Here is a 24,168-nt window from a genome sequence, read left to right as displayed (position 1 = left end):
GAAAAAATTCTGTATACAAAACCCCTCAAAGTTTCTGGATATTCCAAAAATTTTGAGGGGTTGTATTTGATTTTGGTAACTTTTATTCTTTGTAGGCGAAGCTAACTATTAGTTGCCAATTTGAAAATATTTGCTGTCACTCCCAGGCTTTCTTCAAAAAGTGACTCGCGGCCCCAGCGTTGCACCTGCTGACTCAGCAATGCTTCCGCCTTTTGTTCCGAAAGTGAAGTCACCTGTTGAAACAGACCGGCAGATTGGGCACCACCGTGGGTTTCCATCCGCATACAACCACCAGTTTCCGAGCAAATAACTGTACCACAGTCTGCCTTCGGATTTGTTGAACTGAGGCGTAAGGCAATCAAGTCACCAACAATATCGCCCACATCAGCAACCGGAACTCCTGCTAACTCCGCTTCTACTTGTCGCTGGTCTTGAGCTATAAAACGGATGCGAGTAATGTCATAATCACCGCTTTCCTTTTGATAAGAGACTGGCTGCCATTCCAACCGACTTGCCAGCCAACCCAAAAACAGCAAAGCTTGAGCAGGGTTGCCTTTTTCGTAATCAATCGTAACCCGGTCAATCTCTTTGAGGGCGGCGCGACGCTTAGGTGAGTCGTAAGCTTCAGCTGTCAATTCCTGCCATGATGCGAGGCGACGCCAGTTCAAGTCAGCTAAAGGTACACCCGTTTCTACCAACTCTTGTAGGCGGAGTAAATCACTTTCTGGCTCGTTAAAGTTGCAAGAATCTACAATGACATTATTGCAGACTGCTGCTAGACGCTTGAATAAACTGTTGTTAGGGTCTGGTGTTGCCTTCCACCAGAGAAACTTCGGCAACCCGCCAATCAACAATGCTGGAATCATGCCACCGATGCGTTCTAAGGCAGCAGCAGTTCCACTGAGAGTAATGTATTCGCAGCAGATAAGTGTGCTTGACGATTGCTTTTGGATGGGGCAATAGGCAGAAACTTGAGCTTTAACCCCTTCATCTTCGCCAGCAATAGGAAATAACGCAATGATGCGGCAGGGGTTGCGGAGAGCGATTTCATCGGCAATTCTGGGGCTACCACTATTTAACCCACCAGCAGGATGTTCTCCTACAGAACCACTTCGCTGACCTTTAGCGAATTCTTCTCGTAATATGGTGAGAGTTTCTAGTGTTGCTGTTCCAGTTTCTGGCAGACTATGTTTCTTTTGCACTTCTCGCAATGCTGCTGCCATTTGTGGCCCTAAAATCCCATCAATTGGGCCGTTGTAAAATCCCAAAGCAGCCAACAAATACTGAGTTTCTTCTGGTTCGTAGACCACTAAAGTAAATGTTGTTGCCCTAGTAGCACTCGGAAGCCCACCGTCATCGCCAGTAATGCCGTAACTTTGCCAAATTTGGTTCAGTTCCGCATCTATTTCGTTCAGCGAAATATCTTTCGGTGCCTGGAGTGAAAAAATTGTAGAAGCTTGGAGAGCCATAGTAGTTTTGAGTTGTCAGCTTTGTTTGTTGAATAATTTAGAAATTAGAAATTAGGAGTTAGGAGAGACGCGATGAATCGCGTCTGTACAAGAGTTAAAAGTTAGGAGTGAAAGTTAAGAGTTTGGAGTTAAAAGAACTGAAATTCTTAACTCAAAAACTCATAATTTATAACTTATTACTCATAATTTATCACCGATAACTCATCACTCCTAACTCATCACTCCTAACTTTCTAGAGTCTGCGCCAGCGACGACCATCCTGGTTAATTAAGAATTCTGCTTCTGCTGGTTCCCAAGTACCGGCTTCATACTGAGGAATAGTAGTAGGATCGGCGGGTGCATCCCAAACGGAAAGAGCTGGTGTTACTACCTGCCAGGCTGCTTCTACTTCATCCGCCCGTGTAAACAATGTTTGATCGCCCATCATACAATCAAGGAATAAGCGATCGTAGGCATCAGATGTTGCTTGGATGCCAAAGGAACCATAACTAAAGTCCATGTCAACGGAACGAGTACGGAATTCTGCGCCAGGCATTTTGACATCAAAACGTAGGGAAATACCTTCATTGGGCTGAATTCGCATCGTCAAAATATTGGCGTTTGTCTGTTGGGCGGCAGATTGGAACATCCGAGATGGAACTTCGCGGAAGTGAATCGAAATCTCACTCACTTTTTTCGGCATCCGCTTTCCGGTACGCAAGTAGAAAGGAACACCTTTCCAGCGCCAGTTATCCACCAAAAACTTCATCGCTACATAGGTTGGTGTGGTGGAGTTGGGGTCAACGCCTGGTTCTGTCCGATACCCTGGCACTGCTTGACCTTTCATCCAGCCAGCACTGTACTGACCACGGACTGCTGACCGCGACAAATTGTGAACATCAGCTAAACGAGTAGCTTGGAGTACCTTCACTTTTTCTGTGCGGATACTATCGGCATCCATTGCGTTGGGTGCTTCCATCGCCGTTAGGCAGTAAAGTTGCATGAGGTGATTTTGCAACATATCCCGTAGTGCGCCAGCGCTTTCATAGTAGCCAGCCCGGTCTTCCACTCCCACGGTTTCTGCCACGGTAATTTGCACGTGGTCAACAAATTGACGATTCCACAAGGGTTCAAAAATCGCATTGGCAAAGCGAAACACCAGCAAATTCTGGACTGTTTCTTTACCTAAGTAGTGGTCAATACGGTATACTTGATGTTCTTTGCAATATTTCTGTACCACTTGGTTAAGACTTTGGGCAGAAGCCAAGTCCCGACCAAAGGGTTTCTCAATTACTAGACGATGTTTGTAGGGATCTTCTAGCATCCCGCCGCTTCCTAGCTGCTTAATAGCTTCGGGAAAGAATGAAGGGGCTACTGAGAGGTAGAACATGCGATTACCTCGCGTGCCCCGTTTTTCGTCTAATTCACTCAATAAGGTTTTTAGTTTCTGGTAGCTTTCGGGGTTGTCTATATCCCCAGGACTGTAGAACAGACCTTGAGAAAAGTCTTGCCAGAGTTCCCCTAAATCGACATCAGGATGTGCCTCTTCCATGCCCTTCTGCATTTGTTCACGGAAGTATTCATGGCTCCATTCTCGTCGTGCTACACCGACAATGGTAGTTTCTGGCGGAATACGCCGTTCTCGCCGCAATTTGTAAAGTGCTGGCACTAGTTTGCGCCAGGTGAGATCACCAGAAGCGCCAAAGATAACTATAATCTGGGGTTCAGGCATCCCTTGTTGTTGCAGACCAACGCGCAAGGGATTTTCTAGCAGACTAACCATAGGAATTTTGGATTTTGGATTTTGGATTTTGGATTAGGTATGGGGGAGAGGTAACAGGTGACAGGTGACAGGTGACAGGTGATAATCTGTACCCTGTAACCTGTACCCTATTCCCTTCTCCAATCCCCAGTCCCTACACTGGTGACAATACCTTGATCTTGTCTTCTAAAGAGTTCATCAAGGACTGGAAGGGCTGAATGAACTTGTCAATACCGTCAACTAACAGTTCATCCATTACGGTATCGAGATCGATGTTGATGTCGGGATCTTTGAGGTTTTCAATCAGCGTGTAAGCTTTATCTACATCTGTTTCTAAGCGATCGCCTACGTTACAATGATCGGCACAAGCTTTAATCGTCGCTGGTGGTACGGTGTTAACGGTATCTCGGCCAACCAACTCTTCGATATACATCACGTCGTTGTAGTTGGGGTCTTTGGTGCTGGTACTAGCCCAAAGTAGCCGTTGTACTGTGGCTCCTTTTGCTGCCAAGGCTTGCCAGCGATCGCTCTCGACAATTTTCTTGTATTCCTGGTACGCAATCTTAGCGTTAGCGATCGCTACTTTTCCTTTAACAGCTCTTAGCTTTGCTTCCACAGAAATATCATCAACGCCTTTTTTCAACTTAGCATCAATTTTGGCATCAATGTTGCTATCGATCCGGCTGAGGAAGAAGCTAGCGACTGAAGCAATTCTATTAATGTCTTTACCTTCAGCCAACCGTTTTTCTAAGCCACGAATATAAGCCCAAGCTGTGTTTACGTAGCTTTCTACAGAAAACAGCAACGTGATATTAACATTCATCCCTTCGGCTATTACCTGCTCCACTGCTGGCAAACCAGGTTCTGTGCCGGGAATTTTAATCATCAGATTTTCCCGACCAATCTCTTGGAAATATCGCCGGGCTTCGGTTATTGTTGCTTCAGTATCATGGGCGATAGTTGGTGGGACTTCGATACTCACATAACCATCTAGTCTATTCGAGGCTTCATAAACAGGGCGTAAAATATCACAAGCATTACGGATATCTGCAAAAACTAGGGATTCGTAAATTTTGTATGTCGGTAAGTTAGCGCGAACTCCGGCTTCTATATCGGCATCATAAATGACGTTACCTGCGATCGCTTTCTCAAAGATAGCTGGGTTAGAGGTAATCCCAGAGATACCTTGATTTTCAACCAGGTCTTTAAGTTCGCCTGATTGAATAATGTCACGGCTCAAATTATCCATCCAGATACTTTGACCGTATTGGTTAATTTCTAGTAGATGATTGGTAGACATAGCTCTAATTTGTTTCACTCCTGTATAGTGATGTTTCTAAGTAAAGTTGGCAAAACCCATCAAATGTTGATGGTTACTTTTGAATTGTGGCGTTGCCAATCACTTATCGCATCGGCCAGCTGAGATAATCTTTAATACATCTTTAAGAAGTGCTATTCTGCATTCCCAATCGTAAATCACCATGATTAACTTTTAATTAATGCCATAGGCTAGACGCATCCTTGATGCTTTTGTCACCGTCTTCTTCTAATGCAGATGGCAAAAATAACTATCCAGTTGAAAAAAGTTAAAAGGCCTTATTTAGAAACTTTATTTTCTCCTAAATCGTGCCTTTTTACACTAGTGTCCGTTTTGAATAAAAGACTCTACCTTTGCTACATCCTCTTTGCTGCCAATAATTAAGGGTGTGCGTTGATGCAGTTTTTTCGGTACCACATCCAAGATATCCATCAGCCCTGTAGTAGCACGACCGCCTGCTTGCTCAATCAAAAAGGCTAGAGGAGCGGTTTCATAAAGCAAGCGCAATTTACCATCTGGGTTTTGAATTGTGCCTGGGTAGAGAAACACGCCGCCTTGAACCAAAATTCTATGAATGTCGCTCACCATTGCGCCGCTATAACGAGCGCTGTAGCCTTCTGTGCGATGAACGTAGCGGATGTATTCTCGAATTGATTCTTCCCACTGCCAGAAGTTACCCTCGTTCACGCTGTAAACAGAACCGTGGTTAGGAATCCGGATATTTTCTTCTGTGAGAATAAATTCTCCTAAGCTGGGATCAAGGACAAAAGAATGAACGCCCTTACCTATAGTATAAACCAGCATCGTGCAGGGCCCATACAGGATGTATCCGGCAGCAAGCTGGTTACGTCCGTTGGTGAGGAGGTCAGTTGCCTTACCATCGCTATCAGTTCCTTCTTGTTGGCGAATGGCGAAAATAGAACCCAAGCTGAGATTGTTATCAGTGTTAGATGAGCCATCAATTGGGTCATACAGCAGGGTATAGCGACCAATGGGGCAATTTTCCGGAATATAGTAGGGTTTTTCCATTTCTTCAGAAGCTAGGCGACAGACTAAGCCGCTTTGCTTAAAAACTGAGATAAATACATCATTGGCATAGACATCCATCTTTTTGACGGATTCTCCTTGCACATTAACTTCCCCAGTAAATCCGAGAACGCCTTCCATTAAACCAGCGCGGCTCATGCGGCGAGCAACTAGTTTGCCGGCCAGGGCGATGCGATTCATCAGCGCACTTAAATCTTGTGCATCTGGCGAAAAACTCTGAAGTTGCTGTAAGACGTGACGGGATAAGGTTGTACAATCACGATCTAAAGCTCTGTCTGTAACTTCATTGATAGACGAATCTAAATAATCTGGCGCTTTAGCCATTTTTATATTCTCCGCAGCCACTAGCTGTTAATTGGGTTTTAGTCGTGTATGGCAACTTATGGTTGCTGCTTCTATCTTAGAAAGGTAATTTGATAACTTAGATGTGACTTTAGATAAACTAAAGAAATGAATCTTCATTGGCCCCTGCACTCAGAGCCTAGATACGTAGTAAGTCGTCTAAGTTATCACCAAGATTAAGCCAGTAATAAGTAGCATCGAGCTTACACCTTGTTTAAATGTATTTTTGCAACCGTAAATCTAAGTAAGTCATGATAATATAAGAAGTCTTGGGCGATTAGCACAGGGGTAGCGCACATCCTTCACACGGATGGGGTCACTGGTTCAAATCCAGTATCGCCCACTTAATATATATAAGGGTTTCAGCTAACTAGCTCTAGTCTCTTAAACCTAACTTATGCAAGTTTATGCAAGTTTGGATCAAGATAATTATTAAGTTATGTAAATTACTGAGTAATTATTGACATTAAAGTTTTCACTGGGTAAGCTTGATACATTCTATAGGTAACAAACTACAGTGGAAAATGATATAGAAACTAAAAATGCTAAAGCTATGGCTGTAGGGCTTGCAGTATTAGGTTTAATAATTAGTATTCCTTTTGCATGGAATAGTTATGATCAGTATAAGCAAAGAGAACAAGCAAGACAAAATTGTGAAAAGTTAAGATCGCTTAGAACTGAAATAGTTAGAAGAATGCAATCTGGACAGCAGATATCCCCTTTAGAAGCATCTGCTGCTTTGCAAATAGGCGTAATGACCCCTGAGGATTGTGCCGCACCTTTACCTTAAAATCACTGTAAATTTAATTTATACTTTATCAACTTTATATAAAATTTCTTTAGTAATTTCTCTTACTTCTCTAACTTCCTCAACAATTTTATTATGGTCTTCCACATATTTATTATGATGAGTCTTTGAGTCAACAGACATATTTTGTACACTATTAGCAAGCGACCTAAAGGATTGTGAATCAGATTCTAACTTCTCTACCCATTTTATAATAAGGTTGTTTAAACCTAGCCATCTAGCTAACACTACTAAACTGAGAAGGGTTGCAATAATTCCCAGCCCCACACCTGCGCTCTGTGTTAATATCTGGTCAACTATTTTAGATTCAGTATCAGGAGATACATTAATATAATTAACTTGTTTAGGAGTCTGGGGTTTATCTGTCTGTTGAGTCATAATATTGTGATAATTTTATAAATTTACAAAAAAAGAAAGCCCCCAATTAAGGAGGCTGAAAGTTGACTATTTTAGAATGCAAAAGGTACAAGTTGACCTGTACGGCTAATAGCAATCCTTGCACCCAAAGGAGCTAAATCAGAAGGATTGGTTAGGCTTTCTGAAGCAGGGGCACACCAAAGATTAGTATTAAAAGTTCTTACCCAACCAGAGTAAGGTCCTCTCCACCATACAACAGCAACCTTACCATCATGATTCTTAGGACTATATGGTCTACCATTTACAATATTAGGTAAGGAGTTTGTAGTAATATCCCTAACCTTTAACCAAGTTAAACCATTATCATTTGAACGCCATTCTTGTAGCTCTCTTATACCAGTAGGATCTGTAGTAGATAACGCAGAATTATTAGTAGGATTCTGAACTACAGTATTAACTAAATAAACAATATTTGGGTTATTAGCATCAAAACAGCATCCACCTGTGTAGCAAGGCTCCTCTAAAGTAAAACCATTTACTCCACTAGTGCCCATACCAGGAGCAGAAACAGCTACACCTCTAACTGTGGTTTGAATAGCAGGGACAACAGTTGCTCCAGTAATATCTACAGGTGTAGTCCATGCAGTACCATTCCACCTAGAAAACATATAGCGTTGATTTGTATAACCAAAGCTACCTGAACCATTATCATAAGTAGTAAATAGTACACGCGGGTGTCCATCAAAACCTATTACAATATCCCAACCCCAAGACCTAATGTTTACCCCATTCCAAACCATAGTAGGGTCACTTCCTCCGCTATGTTTAGGACGAATAGGTAAACTTGGTGATTGTGCTCCTGTAGCAGAAGGATTAACTATTTCTGCTCCTGCAGAAGTATAATATCTAGCCTTACCTAAAGCTTTATCCCACTGCACATAGAAGTGATATAAACTAGTACCATTTCCATTACCATTTGTACCTGGGTCTCCTGGGTGTCCATCTGTAAAGAAAAAGTCTACACGATTTCTACCATTTACTACAGATTGTACATAAGGTCTTTGAGTTGCCCAAGGTGCAAGAGTACTTTGTATTAAAGGTAATCCGTCAGTATAAGAAGCTGTAGAATTTGGAGTATTCAGTGTATTAGAAAAAAGAACAGCGTGTGGAGCATTAGGAGGAGAACCTGTTCTGAAATGATAGAGCAGCATCCCTGCATCTTCTAATAATCTAGGATTACTATAACAAGTTGGTAAATTAACATTAGGTGAAGAGATAGCATTAGTTGGACTATCTGCGATCGCAGTTGACCATTGTGTAATATCTTCAGGGTAAACAGTAGTCCTGGACCTAATACCCCCAAGGTCATTGTGAGCACCATAATAACAAGTAATCCTGCCGTCTTGTCTAATAAAGATTGCTGCATTATCATGATCATCTATCTCTGCCCCACCCACTTGAACTACATAAGTAGATACATCTTCTAAATCAAAGTGAGTAGCTTCTTTAGTTATGTTATTTACTTTTGTAACTCCAACGATACCTGCATTACTAACCCATCCAATATAAGTATTCCCTCTATAACAAACTGCTCTAGGATGAGTAAAAAATGTCCATACTCCATTTTGCCTTACCATAGTACCCTCACAAGTTGAAGTAGAACCTGCAACTGTTAAGACATTAGAAGGTGTCCCAGTACCTGAAGGATTTATAGCACTTACTCTAAAATATACAGTACCTAAAGGTTTAGTAATATTGTAAGCTACTAAATTAGTATTTCCTGTATTGATAACTGTAGTCCATCCACTAGAACCATTAAGACTACTTTCTATTAGATAGCTTGTGATTGCACCACCTGTACCAGAAGAAGCAGGTGCCGACCATTGTAGATGACACTTATTGTTTACTGTATCAGTGAAAGTAAAGTAAGCTAAGTTAAGTGGTGAGTCAGTTCTAGCAGGAGTAAAAGATCTAATAGCTAAAGATGTAGGAGCCTCAGGAGTCCCTGTAGTTGGGGTAATTGATAAAGTATTAGAGTTAGCACCCTCTCCAATAATATTAGTTGCCCTGACTCTAAAATCATTACCTGAACCACTTAAAGCAGTACCAGTAACACTAGTAACTGCAAAAGGACTACCAGCGATCGCACTCCAACTTGAGCCACTAATAGTAGTAGACTCAACTATATAAGTAATGCTTGCATTATTAGAAGTTGCAGCAGTCCATGATAGGTTAGTGCTAGTTAAAGTAACACCAGAATTACCAAAACCTATTACTTGATCAGGTCTAGCAATCTTAATAGTAGTTGAAGGACCATCTCCTCCGCTACCTACTGGTGTAATTCTAAAAGCATTACCTACCCCAGTGTCTAGAGTGATAGAAGCTGATAAAGTAGCACTTGATAAAGGACTTCCAGCAATCTGTACCCAGTCATTTACTAATGTGTTATTAGCTCCAGTTAGGGTACTTTTTTCAATCTTATAATTTACTACTGTTCCACTAACAGGGGCAGTCCAATTCAAGGTCGCAGTAGTGGCTGTAACTGAGCTAGCAGTGAAGGAAGATACAGCACTAGGTATATCTGAATTGGCTACAGTTAAAATAGTTGAGTTAGCCCCAACATTATCTGTACCTGTAATAGCTCTAACCCTAAAATCATTACCTGAAGGGTCTAAAGGGGCAGCAGTTAATGAGGTAGTTGAGGGAGTACCAACAGATGCCCAAATACTGTCCCCTATATTTGTTTTCTCTACAATGTAGTTTGTTAAAGGAGCACCACCTAAATTGGAGGGAGCAGTCCATGATAAATCTATAGTAGAACCAGTTTGGTTAGTCCCTGTTAATAATGTTGGGGCATTAGAGGTAGTTATTAAATCATTAATATAATATTCATTAACAATAAAACCATCAGTAGGGGTTGTGGTATCAGTAGCAGCAGATACAAACCACAACCCAAATTTACCAGTAGAGAATGATGTGTCAGTAGTAGTAATTAAGGGAGTACTACCAATTGTCCAAACAGTTGTAGTGTTATTATAACTATCAACATAAACATTGATACTTGAACCAATAACTGAAAGCCTTAAACGTCTTCTTAATGGATTACCAAAAGACATCCCAGAAGGGTTTAAATCTGTTGTATTAGTAGTACCTAATTGGTTTGATGCCCCTGCTGTCTGCCTAAAGAGTTGATAACCTGTGTTAGGTCTATACCTGACAAAGTAGCCATTATTTGCACTTTCATCTCCCCTAGCAATAACGCCCACATTTGAAGCTACTGTAGTGTAACCAACTAAGCTAAAATCAACAGTTACTTCGTAGCTGTTTACATTATTGGTTTGCCCTGAAGTTAAACCTGAGTTAAAAAAGTTTACTCTCTGATTAATTGTCCCTTGGGTATTTGGTCGTCTTAAAGTATTATTATATATAATACTCGCCACCACATTAGAGCCAGGTGCCCAGTCAGTATCTGATATTACATTAGTATTGTAAGCTTCAAAGGTAGTGCCATTGCTACCAATAAAAGTATTAATAAATCTTTTAGTCATTATATTTAAATTGTTATATCACTTACTAATTGACCACTGGAGTTATAGGTAACTGTACGCATCTTTCCCCCACCAGTAATTACAGTAGTTAAGGTATTGTAAGTAACTGTAAAATTATTACCATCTACGTTGTAGCTACTTACTCTATTTTGTAAGTCATAGGTAATGGAGCTAATATTAGACGCAATACCTGTCACCCCACTAGATATTGTGGAATTAATCCATTTACTAATTGAAGCGTTGTAAGTTAAAGATTGCCCGTTAGTTGGGGAAGAAATAGTAACATCAGTTAATTCAACTAATGTGTCAGGTTTAGCGTTAACTAAAGTATCAGTTTGACTTTTAGTATATACATCAGCAGAATTAGCTTTAGGAGCTACTAAACCATCAGTTTGAGTATTAGTATAATAACCACTAAGGTCAACTGTCACGCCTCCTATAAGGGCATCTGTTTGAGCTTTTGTATAGGTAGTAGATTGATTAGCTTTAGTATTTAATGCAGTATCAGTTTCAGATTTATTATAATAATTTGTTAAATCAAAACCAGTAACATCAGCTAACAAACTATCTACTTCAGATTTAAGATAAACAACTGGGTCAGCAGAATTAGAATTAGTTTTAACAGTACCTGCAACAGTTGAGGATGCTAATGTAACCCCAGAACCTACTTCAGATAATATGTAGGATATTAAAGATTGATATTGAGGGTCAGCAGAGTTAACCCCACCATCACGTAGTACAGATAGTTCTAAGTCAGAGGTTCCTAGAGGCACAACAGCATCAAAAACTTCTCCACCTGGTAATATAAACCTATAAAAAGATGAGCGTTCCCCTTCTTCATTACACCATAGAGTAAATTTAATTTGTCCTTCTCTATTGGTGATAAAATTTTTAGTAACTTGAGGGTATTCTATGTTGTCAATAGTATTACCCTGCATGTGAATTACTTGAACTGTAGCATTTCTTAAAGGTTCATTATTTAAACCAATAAATGTAGATTTAATAATTCTTTGAGTTGGCATATTTATTTTCTAAATAAAAAAGTTCACTCTAAATTAATAAAGTGAACTTCAAATTTTTAATATTTAATAATCTTATTTTTTGCTAACCAGGGTTGCATATTTTCATGTGAGCCATTACCACCTTGGGCATTAATAGTAATACCTGAAGTGGCAGAGTTCAAACTAACATTAGTTTTTGTTCCACCCACACTTAGATTGGTAAGTGCTGCGTTAATATTTATACCTGTATTATTATTTGCAGTAACACCTAGTAAAGGTTGGTCAGGGTTGGTATTAGGATTACCAGTGGCAGGAGAATTACCTAAAGTTTGATCATTAGTGGTGGCAGGTAAATTTAAGACATGAGCGTGACCTGGGTCAGTTATAGAGTGCCCATGACCAGGGTCATTTAGATTATGGGAGTGAGGATTTTCACTAACAGAGTGAGAGTGACCTGGGTCATTTATTCCATGAATGTGGCTAGGAGTTTGAGCTAGGTTTAAAATAACACCTTCTAATCCTCCTGTTTGTCCAAGTACTCTATTAGTTAAACCTGAACCTGTACCAGCTCCAACACTTACACGGCCTCTACTATCTGGCACTCTAAAATCAGAACCAGACTGACCATGAGTGTAGCCAATTGCTGCAAATAGTGCAGGGTATAGAGAAGGGGCATAGAAGCTACCATCTTCCCATAACCAACCTGAAGGTAATACTGAACCAGAAAACTCCATTGATGCCCCAGGAGGGATTAGTTGAGTAACAGGAATAGTACTAGGAGAAATTCTATCAACTACCTTATCCCTAAGGTCAATTATGTTGCCAGAAAGTGTACCAGAAGCTGTTGTTAATTTAGCTAAAGGGAAGCATTCATTAGGTAAGGAAGAGGCAGCTTGAACAGTACCATCACTCCCTAGAAAAAGGTATCTGGTAACATTATCAGGGAGGTTGATAGTGCTAGGGCTAATACTAACTTCTGAACCATCAGCTAGTAAAACTGCTCCACCTAAATAAGAGAAAGTTAAACCTGATTGATGGCTAACTTTTAAGCGGTCATAAAAAGTATAAAAGTTTGATTTAATTTGGCCTGGGGTGTCATCTAGGTAGTCATCTAAAACCTTGGGACCATGACCAATAAAGTCAGCACCATCTACCAGGGGGTAAGCTATAGCATTAGCATGCTCAGCAGTAAACCTATCCCCATTTTGAAATATAATTCTTGCCATATATTATTAGTTAATATTTATATATTTAATTTTTAAACTGTTCCAATAGCTACCCAATTAACCCTAACTGCGATACTTGCAGCACTAGTAGAAAGAATGAAAGAGTTTACTGTAGGAAGTGTCTCTAATCTGAAAGCATTACTTGTTTGATTAGAATCACCATTAACCAATACAACTACAGGAGGAGACGCAAAAGTTATACCAAAGTTAATTGTTGCTACTCCTGCGGCATTGGTGGTTATTACTGTTGTCTGATAAACAAGGCGTAAATTATTAGGTAGAACTAATACATTGTTACCTCCAGCAGCAACTTGTTTTACTCGATCTAACAGCATTGATACTGCAAAAGCAGTAGTGGCTATGGAAGTATCGTTATCACTAGTTGCAGGAGTTGGGGCTTTAGGATCACCTGTTAATGTTGGACTAACTAATGTTGCATAATCTGCTAAATTAGATTTCACATAAGCAGTGGTGGCAATTTGTGTAGTGTTAGTAGCTGTTGCTGCTGTTGGAGCTAAAGGTGTACCAGTAAAAGTTGGTGAAGCTAAAGGGGCTTTTAAGGCTAAAGCAGTATTTGTAGTAGCAACATTATCTGCTAAACCTGCTGCAACAAAATTAGTGTTAGCTGCCTTTGTAGAAGCATCTCCTAATGTTTGATTTGGTACAATTACGTCACCTGAAAAAATAGGACTAATCAGGTTGGCTTTTAAAGAAATATTAGACTTAACATCTTCAACTTGGTCATAAACTGCATCTTGAGAAGGGGATAAACCTGAAGTATTCCAAGAGGAACCATAAGGTGTGGCATCCCCTAAAATTAATGAGCCTGATGGCTCCACGGGTATATTCATCCAACTAGCTGTATTAGTTGGTAATACTCCTGTAATTGGGTTTAGGTCTTTAGATATATAGGTTCTACTTAAATAAGAAACTAAGTCTCTATATTTATAAGTTGTAGTAGGACTATATTCACCTCTGGGAAAAGGACCACCAATATTTTGAGCAAGTGCTGGGGTAGTTGAAATAATTCTAGCTACACGTAAAGCCCCAGTATCAAGTACATCATTTACAAGACCAGTAGGGACTAATGACGCAAATTGAACTGGGCTAATGTTAGGTACTAAAGCATCAAAATTAATTAATGCAGGTTCAATTAATTCACCCTCAGTATCAGTTTTAAAGAATTGAAAGTTGTAAGTAATTCTTGAAGTTTCAGATTCTTGTAAATCTATATCAAGTGCCCCTGCTGTGATATCAAAAGTATAAGACTGAGGGAGATAGATAGTATCTGGGGTAGTGGTGTCATCAATCAAACTTCCTGCTAATACTACTACAAGTTTACCTGTAAGAGGATTACTCGCAGAATCAACTAGTGTTCCTACAATTTGGCTCATTTATTTATATTATTTAAATTAGATTAATAAAGTTTTTTAAGAAAAATAGTTATCATTAAATATAATTTCAGTGCTACACCAGCAAGGACCATAAAGAGTATTTAGCTTTTCAGTTAGTTTTTGCTGTGACCTATTTTTATATATAGTAGGTAGGTAAATAATATATTCCCAAGCACTAGTACCCAGAAAGTCACCAGCAACAGAAGTACCTAATATGAAATCTCCCCTACTAGTTATTAAATGCTGAATATCAAAGCAATTTAGCACCAAACTTAATACATCTTTGGTACCTTTATTTGGCCAAATATTAATGTAGGAATTATATATTAATAATCGTTTAGATGAAGTTGACCAAGTTTTATCCCAATAGTCTCCTGTGAAGCCACAGAGGGGGGCTAAAACATCTAACCAAACCTCATCACACTCCAAGGGATTAAGTTGTTTAGGGAGGTCATCAATCTTTAATTTAGTTTCAATTAATAGTTCATCAAAGTAAGCTGTCAACCATTCTGCTACATCATTTTCTTTGTAGCATTCAGGTAATCTTTCCCAAATAGGTTTACCTGAACTCCAAGCTAAAGCTGTCTGCACTATACAAAGCCTCCGAATTCAACTGACTCACCTGCCCCCCGTAGACCTTCAAATACAATTCCATCTTCATTTACTAATTGTATAAATAGAGAATAAGGTGTGGGTAGGGTGTAAGTATTAGGTACAGGGATATTTGAAGGGGAACCATTTAATGTAAGATTTCCAGCCTCTTTTATTACCCCTGTATTTCGTAAAGCAAAACCTACTTCATAAAAAATTAAATCTTGACCCAGAGGATAGTTATTAGGACTCAGATATTCTTGAAAAGCTTCCCATAAGCTATCAAAAGCTTCTTCAGGATTTACACCTATGGTTAATTTAGCTGTGAATTCTGCGCTGATAAAAATCTGTTCTATAGGGCTAGTATATAGACTAGTACCTAACTGTAAACTATCAGATAGTTGAGATTTAATATAAGAAAGTTGAGCTTCATTAGCAGGTTGACCATCTGCGTTTAAGAGGAATAAATGAACCGCCCCAAGTTCTCTAGTAGTCTTATCTTTACCAAGTAGCCCAATGGCTTTAGCAACTGAACCATTACCTAATAAAGCCTCAGCAGCCTGTTCATAATCGTTAGCTGAAACTAAGTTTCTAATTCTAATTTGATTAAGTGCTCTAGTAATGGTGTCGGCTACTTCTTCTAAATCTGTACCACCACTAGCGGCTTCAGTATTAGTAACACCAGTTAAAAATGCCAGTGGTTGAGTAATATTTGTTATTGAATAAGCAGGGGTATTATAAACACTACCTACTTCTTCAGCAGTAGCGGTAATTGAACCTGAAATTAACCCTACAGGAATTTGTAATAAGTTGTCTGTTAAAAAGCTATATACGCCAGAGTCATCTACTACTTCAAATCCTTGAGGAATATTGAAGGGAACAGATTGGGGTGCAGCTATAGTAAATGTTAGAGTTACTTTTGCTTTAGTGCCAAGGTTTCTCTCAACACCTGTCACTTTTAAGAAGTCTATAACAAGCGCTAGAGGTAGTTTGTTGACATAATAGAGTAATTCAGCAGCAGCAAAAGCTTGACCCTGTATAAGGGCAGCTAGAGGGGAGTTTTCACTAAAGTCATTTAATGTACTACCTGACTCATTGAAAACTCTAACTCTAGCTTGTTGTGCAATTATTTCTTCTGACCTCTCATCAATTATCACTGAGTCGAGAGGTATAGTATTTTCTGCCATATATTATAAAATAAATCTTAATTGTGCTGGGTCTGAATCATCGTATGTCCAGTAAACATTTATTTCAGATTCACCTAAATCATTAATGTTTCCTTCTACTTCAAAATTAACTTCAGGTATATAAGTTTCTAAACCTGATTGAATACTTGAAGCAATAAATGAGATATCTTGAATACTTTCAAATAGATAATCTTTTAACCCATACTCAGGTCTCATCACTCTCTCAAAGTTCTCAGTTTTTAACCATGAGAGAATATGTCCTTTATATAGGTCAGCATCTTCTGAAACTTTTAAATTACCCTTTTCTATAGTTAGCGGGAAAGCTATACCTTTAACCATAATTATGTTCCTTCATCTTTTATAAATGTCCAATTAAACTTACCAACCTTTTGTTACCAAGGGGTCTCCATCATCATCAACAGCCCCTACAGTAGCCACAGATTTACCGTTGATTGTCATAGTACCTACGTTAACAAAGTTGATACCAAAACCCCCACAGTTAACTGTAAGTACACCACCACCCATCTCACTTGTCCCATTACTATATAACTTAATAAACCAAGTACCTGCTTGCAACAAAACATACTGAGCAGCAGTTAAAGTAATTGCCTGTAAAGCTTGGGCAATAAAGTTTCTTTTAACTTCAACCTTGCAATCTAAATTAGCTTTAGTGGTAACACTATTTTCAGAAGTAACTTCTACTTCACCTTTTACAGTTAGGTCATCATTGCCATTTACTAAAACAGATTTATTACCAGGAATTTCTGCTGAATAATCTTTGACAATATCTTCTTTATCTCTAGGTGGATTTGTTAGATTATTAACTGATAAGTAGTAGCCATTAGTTTCAAGCCCATCTGCCCAGAGAACTAAAACAGTTTGTCCTATAATTGGCATTGGCTCATCAACAAAAGGTGTAGTAGATAATCTTCTTAACCAGTCAGATTCAAGTTGAGGTGAGGAAGCCAGGGCTACCTTGATTCTACGTTTCTTTTCAGGATCAACATTCTGTACCACAATTCCCAAAGTGGGGTAGGATGAGCGACCTTGGGAATCTAAAGCAATCTGTGTAGCCCGTTGACTATTATGTAATAATTCAATTAAGTTAGTCATATTTATTTAGCTGAAACATATTTAAGTGGATTCAAATCAGCACCATTTTTTCTTACTTCCCAATGTAGATGTGTTCCGCGTGACGCTCCTGAGTTACCTTCTATACCAATAATCTGCCCTTGTTTTACTGGACCATTACTAATAGATATTGAATGTAAATGCCCATAGCGGGTTAACCAACCACCACCATGATCAATGTCAATATAATTGCCATATCCACTAGTACTGTTAGGATAAATAGTGGCAGTACCAGAAGCAGCAGCTACAATGTTTTCTCCTTTCCCATTTCCACCAGTAGAGCTAAAATCAACTCCTTTGTGATTAGGTCTAGAAGGGTTTTCTGTTCTATGTCTACTAGTTAAAGTACCTGTAGCAGGTCTAATAAATTTAGGAGCGTTAGGGTCAAAATCAGTAGCAGTGCTAGTTGTTGAACTATTAGAAGAAGAAGTATTACTTGAAGTAGTTTCAGCACTACCATTCTTATTTTTAAGAGGACTGTAGAATTCTAAACTGGTAGAAAAATCTCCTAAATTGTAGGAGTGGGTGACATTATCTATAACCCAAGTTCTATCCAAGAAAGTTGATATTCCTTTAGTTAGTAGCAGGGTATCAGGGTCAAGACTTAGAGCTTCAGGAGTGGTAGGAAAATCACATTTGGCTCCTATACCTTTGATTCTAGTTTCACTAGCTTTTCTATCAGCGTCCTCTTTAGCAGTGGTGCCGTCAGTCTTAGGGGCAGGTGTAGGAGTAGATGAACCTGTAGTAGATACATCACCTGTATCCCCACCTGTGGCTTCAATATTCTCTTTAACTTTTTGCTCTAGTTTTCCTGTGTCAGCATTAACTTCAAACTTACGCACACCTGTAGAAGTAGACTCACCTGGGTCACTTGATCTAGCACCACCTTTAGTATCCTTTTGAGCAGTATGATCACAAGTGAAATTGATACCCATGTTTTCACCATAGGTCAACACAAAAGTATCTTTGTTAGCTAATATATTTGCCCTTGGTTTGATGTGAAGTACATTACCTTTAACGTACATTCTCAGCCCAATTCTTCTTGCCTCAATAAGTAACATCTCATAGTCTGATTGTCCTCTTTGAGGGAAGTATTCATATTTAGGGCCGTCTATTGGCATATCCAATTTCAAACCATAAGCTGAGGCAACTTTAGTAGCAATCTTTTTAAAAGTTAAATTAGTGTAAACGTTATTTTTAATTCTCTGAGTGAGAACCCAACCAGCAGATGTCCCACTAAACTCTAAATGGTCAGGGGCAAATAATGAGTAACTTAAACCTGTATGAATGAAGCTAGAAGCTGCCAAAGTTTTCCCGTTATAACCAAGTTCAATAGTAATTTGAGCGCCTGCTAATGTTTTTGATTCTGCTATCTTTTCTTGTTGGGCACCTTTGCTATTATTGACAGAATCAGCAGCCTCATTAGTTTTAGATAGAATCCCATCTGTAACGTTATTAAGTGCCCTGACTGCTCTCTGAGCGTAGGGTAATAAAGCACTTTCAAGAGGGGCAAAGTTGCCTGATGATATACCACTATTTATTAAGCCAGTAAGAGTAGTTCCTAGTGCATCTAATTCTAATAAGGTAATACCTCTAGATGGTCCACCTAATGATTGCCTATGGTTAAATGAAAAGTTACCAAATTCTTTAGCTAAGGCAACATCCATTACATTAAGTGAAGCACCACTTTGGTCATACTTTCCACCTGGTATAACACCTGGTCTACCATTAGGAGGTGCATCAAAATGAAGTTCTAAGGTATAAGCTGAGTTAGCTTCTTTCAACTGCTGTACAGCCACATAGTAAGCAGTCCTAGCAGCATCACCTCTACCAACTGGAGTAGGAGGAGCAGAGATAACGTTGTATCCAGCTTTCTTCAATTCACTTATAAATAAGGTTGTTGAAATATCATTAGCTACAAATTCTCTAACCCTTTGTTCACCTTTATATAAAACTGAGTTAGTGTCACCTGAACCTGAAGTTCCCCCACCACTAGAAGTATCAGCAAGGTGTCCTGGGAATACAATAATAGATTTAGTAGCTGCTACTTTTGCAGTGGGCCAATTACCTATTTTAGTTTTAGATATATTACCCTTTTTAATATTATTAGCAGATTGCTCTTTGCTTTGAGATTTATCTTTTGGTGAAATAACTGCTGTAGCAGTTCCTCCTTCTAACCATTCAATTTTGACATCAAGAAGTCCTGGGGTAGTGCTAGGGCTGGTTAATGCATAAAAGGCTCCTGGGGTTAGGTCAATCTTCCTATCAGGGTTTGGTCTAAGGGGTCTTGCTGCTTTATTACCATCTAACGCAAAAGGTCCTGTAGACACAATAGTAACTACTATGCTTTTATTGTTAGCTAAATTAGTAACCCTCATCTTGGCATACTTATAGGCATCAATCCACTTCTGTTGGTCAACAGCCCCTCCCACAAAATTAGGGTGAATCATTGCAGCATATAGACCATTGAAGTTTATTATGTCTCCATAAGCTCCCTTTGTTCCTCCCTGAGTAGACTCCCCATAACCAAAGGTAGAAGCTATTGTTTTCTCATATAAAACTTTACCAATGGTAGCTTCACTTTCACCAGGGGTAGAACCTTCTACAACTTCATTCTTTGACTCCTCTGGTGTTTCAGACTCAGGTGCCTCAATTGGGTCTAAACCACCTACACTTTCTATGTAGCTACCAAACTTATCTACTAACCTTTTCTGTGGGTCATAAACAGTGAACTTACAATTTGATTGAGCTTTACCTTCACTGAGGGTTACAGAGGCACTAAGGAGCTTACCATCCCCTGTAGTGAATACTTCAGACCCAACATTTCCTATTGCCCCTATAGTGACTTTTACGTAAGGAGATAATAGATCAAATGAACTATTAGGATTATTATTATTAAATAAATTAATTTCTTCAGTCATATTATCAAAACACCCAGGAGCTTAGGCGGTAAATAGGAGTATCAGTTTCCATCTTCAAAGCTTTTCTCAATCTTTCTTCTTTAGTAGGCGCACTTAACTTACCAGCTAATGAAGACAAGTCTAAGTCTTTTAATAGTTGGGTAGTATCTACACCAAGTAGTTTGGTAATAGTTTTAACTTCCCTACTATTTACGATTGATTGAACTCTAGCGTTAACTGAGTTAATATTATCTACTGCAATATTCTTAATTCTTCTTTCAGCAGCAGATTTAGTAGGTACTGTTAATGATTGACCTACTTCTATCAATGAGAAAATGTCCAAGTCATTAATATCAGCTATCTCTCTCCAGCCTGAAGATTCACCTAACACTTTATAAGCAACACTAGTCAAAGTGTCACCACTTGAAAATACAATTGGTTGAGTACTCATGATTTAAATAAGTCCATTAACTAAAGGTGGGGGAACTGGAGTAGAACTATTAATAAGTCCGTTAACTAAACCTGAGGTACTTGGTTTTAAAGAATTATTAGTGGTAGTAAATTTACCATTTTTGTAATTACCAACAATTCCTAGATTTTCATTTTTACTACTAAATATAGTTACATTACCTTGAGGGTCAGTTGATAATTTATACTTATTAACTTTCACTAAAGCAGTAATCTTTTCAGGTAACTTTTTAACGTTAGCTTTAAGCCACTTAGTAGCCGCATCAGCAGCCTCATTTACTTGTCTAGGTGTAAGGACGACCGTCTTAGTAGAAGCAGCCTCTAGGTCTTTTACAGTGGGAGTGGAAGCTAATTTAAGTATTGGTACTTCTAGTAGAGTAAGGTTTACTCTAGCAGCAGCTACCTCACCATTTAACCAAGATGATTCACTCCAATCTAATGAAGTAATAACTGCGGGGCCAAACTTATCAGAACCCCAAGTAAAATAAACAAGGGCAGGAGTAAGTTTAGAATTAGTAGGGTCAGCTACCATCAACCCTTGAAGTTTTTGTAAAAGTAATTTACAAGTTTTACCTTCAGCATAGGATTGCATTAGTAAATTATTTAACAATAAAGTTAAACCTGTAGTGTACTTATATTGTTGAGAGGGAGTTGATGTTAATGCAGTAGGAGCTTCAGTATAATCAGCCCTTCTAGAATATCTTTTAGACTCTGGATTAAATAGAAAAGTAAATAAAGGTTTCCCTTCTTTATCTGTTAAAGTGGCATAAATGTCTACAACTTTTTCAGCAGCATTTAACCCTTTTATCACATTAGGATTTGACATATTTTATGAATAATAATTAAAAAAAATAACCCTTACTAACCTCAAATTAAATGAGATAAAGTAAGGGTAAATTTATAGTAGTTAAACAACAGGAGCTGCTACATAGTTTTGTCCAAAGCTTTGTAACTCTTTTTCAATACAAGCTACAACATCCTTGGCAATATCTTGAGCATTAGTAGCAGCAGTTTGGATGACAATAGAGCCAATACTAATACTAGGCTTAGTATTCATTGCTGACATTATCCTAGCCTGTTGAGAGGAGTTAAGAATAGTCTCAGATGAATTAGCCATTACTAACCCTGCACCTGGAGGAGCATTTAATAACTCCCTGTTAGCAGCAGACATTAATGATGAATTATTTAATCCATTGTAAGCATTAGGGTCTTTAAATAACTTCTTCCTATTTTCATCTTCTGGATTAAAAAAGAATGAAACAACTTTCTTTGCCCCATCTATAGCACTAGCTCCAGCATCTAATCCTTTATTAGCTGTCTCTCCACCCGGAACTTTTGCAATCTGCTCTTTAACCCAGTTAAATATTGTGCTAAATAAGTTATTTATACTGTCACCAAGCTCTTGTAGTTTTTGACCTATAAAGTTTCTGTTCTTCCAGATACCATAGGCTAGAACACCTAATAGAGCCGCTATTAATAAAGCTCCCCCTGTACCAATAGTTCCCCCTATAAGAGTACCTAATTGTATCAGACCTGCCCCTATTGGCCCCATAAACCCTAGTGCAAAAGTCCAAGCTCCACTTGCTAACATCCTGGTAGCTATAAGCTTACCCATTTCAATGAAGGCATAAGTTAAGTATTTCTTAACTAATATCCCACTTAAAAGAGTGGCGTAAGTTGACCAATTTAAGTTAGTTAGGAATGCCCCTAAACCTTTAGCAAGTCCACCTATTAATGATTGTAAACCCCCAGCATTAATGAAGGCGAAGATACCATTAAACATCCCATTAACGGCTTGTGCTAATGATTTACCAACTGTAGTAAAATCAAATAGATTGCTGAAATAATATCTCAAATCTTCTATTAAAGTTTCCTTGGCATCATCTAATGTTTGCCCAGGTCTTCTATTATTAAACTGACTAAAGAAAGAAGTAATTTGTTTAATAGATTCAGTGAAGTCATCAGCAGCATCCCTAAGACTTACCATAGGGTCTGCAAATACTATACCTAATCCACCTAAAGCTTTAGATACTTGGTCAGTTAAACCATCAGTACCAAATAATGCTAATAGAGATTTATTTATAGAACCAAAAGCAGTTTGCTTACCATTAGTGTTCTCATTTAAATCTCTCATTAGCCCAAAGATTCCAGTCTCTAGACCAACAAATTTATCAGTTACTAAACCAAATACGCCCTCCACAGACTCAGCTAAGGCATCTAATACGGCTGGGTCTAACTGAGCATTTTTAAGAAATATCTCCTGCCTTTCTTTAGCTGATAATTTTTGTAAATCTCTACCTGCTAAATCCTTTTCAACCCCGTTTCTGAATGTAGTATTTTTGCTATAAAAATCTAAAGTTTTTAATCTTGCCCAACTTCTAGTACCAGATAGAAAGTATGAGGCTTGCATTGAGGCAGCATCACTGGTTTGTTCAGCAGTCCTACCCAACAATGTACCGTATGTAGTTAATTTACCTAATCTATCTAGAGCTGCTTTTCTTTCAATACTATCTAATTTACCATCTAACCCAGCAAAGTAAGGAAGTACATCATCAGCTATTCCTCTACCAAAGGATGTAAAATCAGAGGTCATTCCTGGTAACACAGCAGCTACCTTAGCCATCTGAGTTTGAAAGTCTTCTACAAACGAAGTGGCTTCTTTAAAGTTATAGCCAGCAATCTTCATGACGTTGCCAGCAGTGGAAATTATACTAGATTGTGTAGAAGCAGCACTGTTAAATAACCCTATAGCTTTAGATGCCAATTTACCTACAGACTGTAAACCTAAACTAATAGCAGAAGTCATTAGGTTAGCACCAATTGTAGCTCTACCTAATGACCCTGATAGGTCTCTATTTATCTGATTGGATAATCCACTTATTACTGCACTAGCTTGCCCAGCGTTAGCATTTAAAACTATAGTAACGCTATTATTATTAGCCATTTATTTCATAATTTATATTACTCAAAATCATCTTCTGAGAATCCCCAACCTTGTAATTTAGATTCACTATTTTTATTCTTCTCTTGGGTCTTAATATCAATTATTAAGTATAAGAAATATAGTGTTTCACTAATCTCCATATCTAAATAAACCTGCACATCAGAGGATAATTTACCCCCACATGCTTGGATTAGATTTTGATATAGAGATTTTACAGTGAAAGCTGGTTGGTCTTGAACACTAATGAATAGCTGCTTTTGATAAATATTCAAGCTTATCTTGAAAAAAGGCTAAGCCTGCTGCTAACCTCTCCATATCTTGTAACTCAAGGTTATCTATTAAATTATCAAAGGAGATACTAGTATTCTTCCCATATTTGATAATACAAAGTGCCGACAATTTTAAAGCTAAAAATGATTCAGTCTTATACTCTGGTTCAGCAGAATTAAGAAAACTTTCTAACAATAAAAACTGTCGGGTCTTTGGTGACTTCATAGAAACAGGAGTACCATCAGTAAGCTCAAAAGTAACAATCCCAGTATCAGCATCATACTCTGCTTTGAACTCAGAGGATTCTTCTACTGTTTCAGATTGAAGTACTTCAGCTTCTATTGTGGTATCTTCCTGGGCTATTAACTCTTTTACTTCTTCAATTACTCTTTTCTGTCTCATGATACTTTATATTATTTTAGTTTA

Annotated in this window: 19 protein-coding genes and 1 tRNA gene; 2 read left to right on the top strand and 18 right to left on the bottom strand. The window is 38.5% G+C overall.

Features of this window, described 5'->3' with window-relative positions; genetic code table 11:
• Positions 1-101: 101 nt before the first annotated feature.
• The 4 genes from opcA to fbp form a co-directional block, all read right to left on the bottom strand.
• Positions 102-1,469: a glucose-6-phosphate dehydrogenase assembly protein OpcA gene (gene opcA, locus ACEYW6_RS10515; RefSeq protein WP_196509366.1), complete on the bottom strand. Its 1,368-nt coding sequence runs from the start codon at positions 1,467-1,469 to the stop codon at positions 102-104.
• A gap of 232 nt (positions 1,470-1,701) precedes the next feature.
• A complete protein-coding gene (gene zwf, locus ACEYW6_RS10510) occupies positions 1,702-3,231 on the bottom strand; it encodes a glucose-6-phosphate dehydrogenase (protein ID WP_190899254.1) in 1,530 nt (509 codons plus the stop codon).
• Positions 3,232-3,364: 133 nt separating this feature from the next.
• Positions 3,365-4,510, bottom strand: a complete 1,146-nt coding sequence (gene tal, locus ACEYW6_RS10505) for a transaldolase (RefSeq protein WP_412979669.1) — start codon at positions 4,508-4,510, stop codon at positions 3,365-3,367.
• A 339-nt stretch (positions 4,511-4,849) separates the two neighbouring features.
• Positions 4,850-5,899 (bottom strand): class 1 fructose-bisphosphatase, encoded by a 1,050-nt coding sequence (gene fbp / locus ACEYW6_RS10500; protein ID WP_412979668.1) that lies wholly within the window; start codon positions 5,897-5,899, stop codon positions 4,850-4,852.
• A gap of 289 nt (positions 5,900-6,188) precedes the next feature.
• Here fbp and ACEYW6_RS10495 point away from each other — a divergent pair.
• Both ACEYW6_RS10495 and ACEYW6_RS10490 read left to right on the top strand, forming a co-directional pair.
• A tRNA-Val gene (locus ACEYW6_RS10495) sits at positions 6,189-6,260 on the top strand.
• Between the two features lie 174 nt (positions 6,261-6,434).
• Positions 6,435-6,707, top strand: coding sequence for a hypothetical protein (locus ACEYW6_RS10490; protein ID WP_412979667.1), 273 nt, complete (start codon positions 6,435-6,437; stop codon positions 6,705-6,707).
• An 18-nt stretch (positions 6,708-6,725) separates the two neighbouring features.
• On the opposite strand, the gene ACEYW6_RS10485 is transcribed toward ACEYW6_RS10490, so the two are convergent.
• From ACEYW6_RS10485 to ACEYW6_RS10420, 14 genes are all read right to left on the bottom strand, one after another.
• On the bottom strand, positions 6,726-7,103 hold the full coding sequence (locus ACEYW6_RS10485) for a hypothetical protein (RefSeq protein WP_412979666.1): 378 nt from the start codon (positions 7,101-7,103) through the stop codon (positions 6,726-6,728).
• Between the two features lie 71 nt (positions 7,104-7,174).
• The gene (locus ACEYW6_RS10480) at positions 7,175-10,630 is read right to left on the bottom strand and encodes a BNR-4 repeat-containing protein (protein WP_412979665.1); all 3,456 of its coding nucleotides are present in this window, start codon (positions 10,628-10,630) and stop codon (positions 7,175-7,177) included.
• A gap of 5 nt (positions 10,631-10,635) precedes the next feature.
• Entirely contained in the window at positions 10,636-11,652 is a 1,017-nt protein-coding gene (locus tag ACEYW6_RS10475) for a hypothetical protein (RefSeq protein WP_412979664.1), read from the bottom strand.
• Positions 11,653-11,708: 56 nt separating this feature from the next.
• The gene (locus ACEYW6_RS10470; RefSeq protein ID WP_412979663.1) at positions 11,709-12,857 is read right to left on the bottom strand and encodes a phage tail protein; all 1,149 of its coding nucleotides are present in this window, start codon (positions 12,855-12,857) and stop codon (positions 11,709-11,711) included.
• Positions 12,858-12,889: 32 nt separating this feature from the next.
• Positions 12,890-14,251, bottom strand: coding sequence for a hypothetical protein (locus ACEYW6_RS10465; RefSeq protein ID WP_412979662.1), 1,362 nt, complete (start codon positions 14,249-14,251; stop codon positions 12,890-12,892).
• A 36-nt stretch (positions 14,252-14,287) separates the two neighbouring features.
• A complete protein-coding gene (locus tag ACEYW6_RS10460; RefSeq protein ID WP_412979661.1) occupies positions 14,288-14,842 on the bottom strand; it encodes a phage tail protein in 555 nt (184 codons plus the stop codon).
• A complete protein-coding gene (locus ACEYW6_RS10455) occupies positions 14,842-16,029 on the bottom strand; it encodes a baseplate J/gp47 family protein (RefSeq protein WP_412979660.1) in 1,188 nt (395 codons plus the stop codon). The genes ACEYW6_RS10460 and ACEYW6_RS10455 overlap by 1 nt, the downstream gene beginning before the upstream one ends.
• Before the next feature lie 3 nt (positions 16,030-16,032).
• On the bottom strand, positions 16,033-16,368 hold the full coding sequence (locus ACEYW6_RS10450) for a hypothetical protein (RefSeq protein WP_412979659.1): 336 nt from the start codon (positions 16,366-16,368) through the stop codon (positions 16,033-16,035).
• Positions 16,369-16,407: 39 nt separating this feature from the next.
• Positions 16,408-17,142, bottom strand: a complete 735-nt coding sequence (locus tag ACEYW6_RS10445) for a hypothetical protein (protein WP_412979658.1) — start codon at positions 17,140-17,142, stop codon at positions 16,408-16,410.
• Between the two features lie 2 nt (positions 17,143-17,144).
• On the bottom strand, positions 17,145-20,081 hold the full coding sequence (locus ACEYW6_RS10440; RefSeq protein WP_412979657.1) for a peptidoglycan DD-metalloendopeptidase family protein: 2,937 nt from the start codon (positions 20,079-20,081) through the stop codon (positions 17,145-17,147).
• Positions 20,082-20,085: 4 nt separating this feature from the next.
• Positions 20,086-20,511, bottom strand: coding sequence for a LysM peptidoglycan-binding domain-containing protein (locus ACEYW6_RS10435; protein WP_412979656.1), 426 nt, complete (start codon positions 20,509-20,511; stop codon positions 20,086-20,088).
• A gap of 3 nt (positions 20,512-20,514) precedes the next feature.
• The gene (locus ACEYW6_RS10430; protein WP_412979655.1) at positions 20,515-21,354 is read right to left on the bottom strand and encodes a hypothetical protein; all 840 of its coding nucleotides are present in this window, start codon (positions 21,352-21,354) and stop codon (positions 20,515-20,517) included.
• Positions 21,355-21,435: 81 nt separating this feature from the next.
• A complete protein-coding gene (locus tag ACEYW6_RS10425; protein WP_412979654.1) occupies positions 21,436-23,472 on the bottom strand; it encodes a hypothetical protein in 2,037 nt (678 codons plus the stop codon).
• Between the two features lie 240 nt (positions 23,473-23,712).
• Positions 23,713-24,144, bottom strand: coding sequence for a hypothetical protein (locus ACEYW6_RS10420; RefSeq protein ID WP_412979653.1), 432 nt, complete (start codon positions 24,142-24,144; stop codon positions 23,713-23,715).
• Positions 24,145-24,168: the final 24 nt, after the last annotated feature.

The organism is Nostoc sp. UIC 10607 (assembly GCF_047228265.1).
GTDB lineage: Bacteria > Cyanobacteriota > Cyanobacteriia > Cyanobacteriales > Nostocaceae > Nostoc > Nostoc foliaceum_A.
The sequence above is the reverse complement of the archived record's forward strand: the minus strand, read 5'-3'. Positions and strand labels throughout refer to the sequence as shown.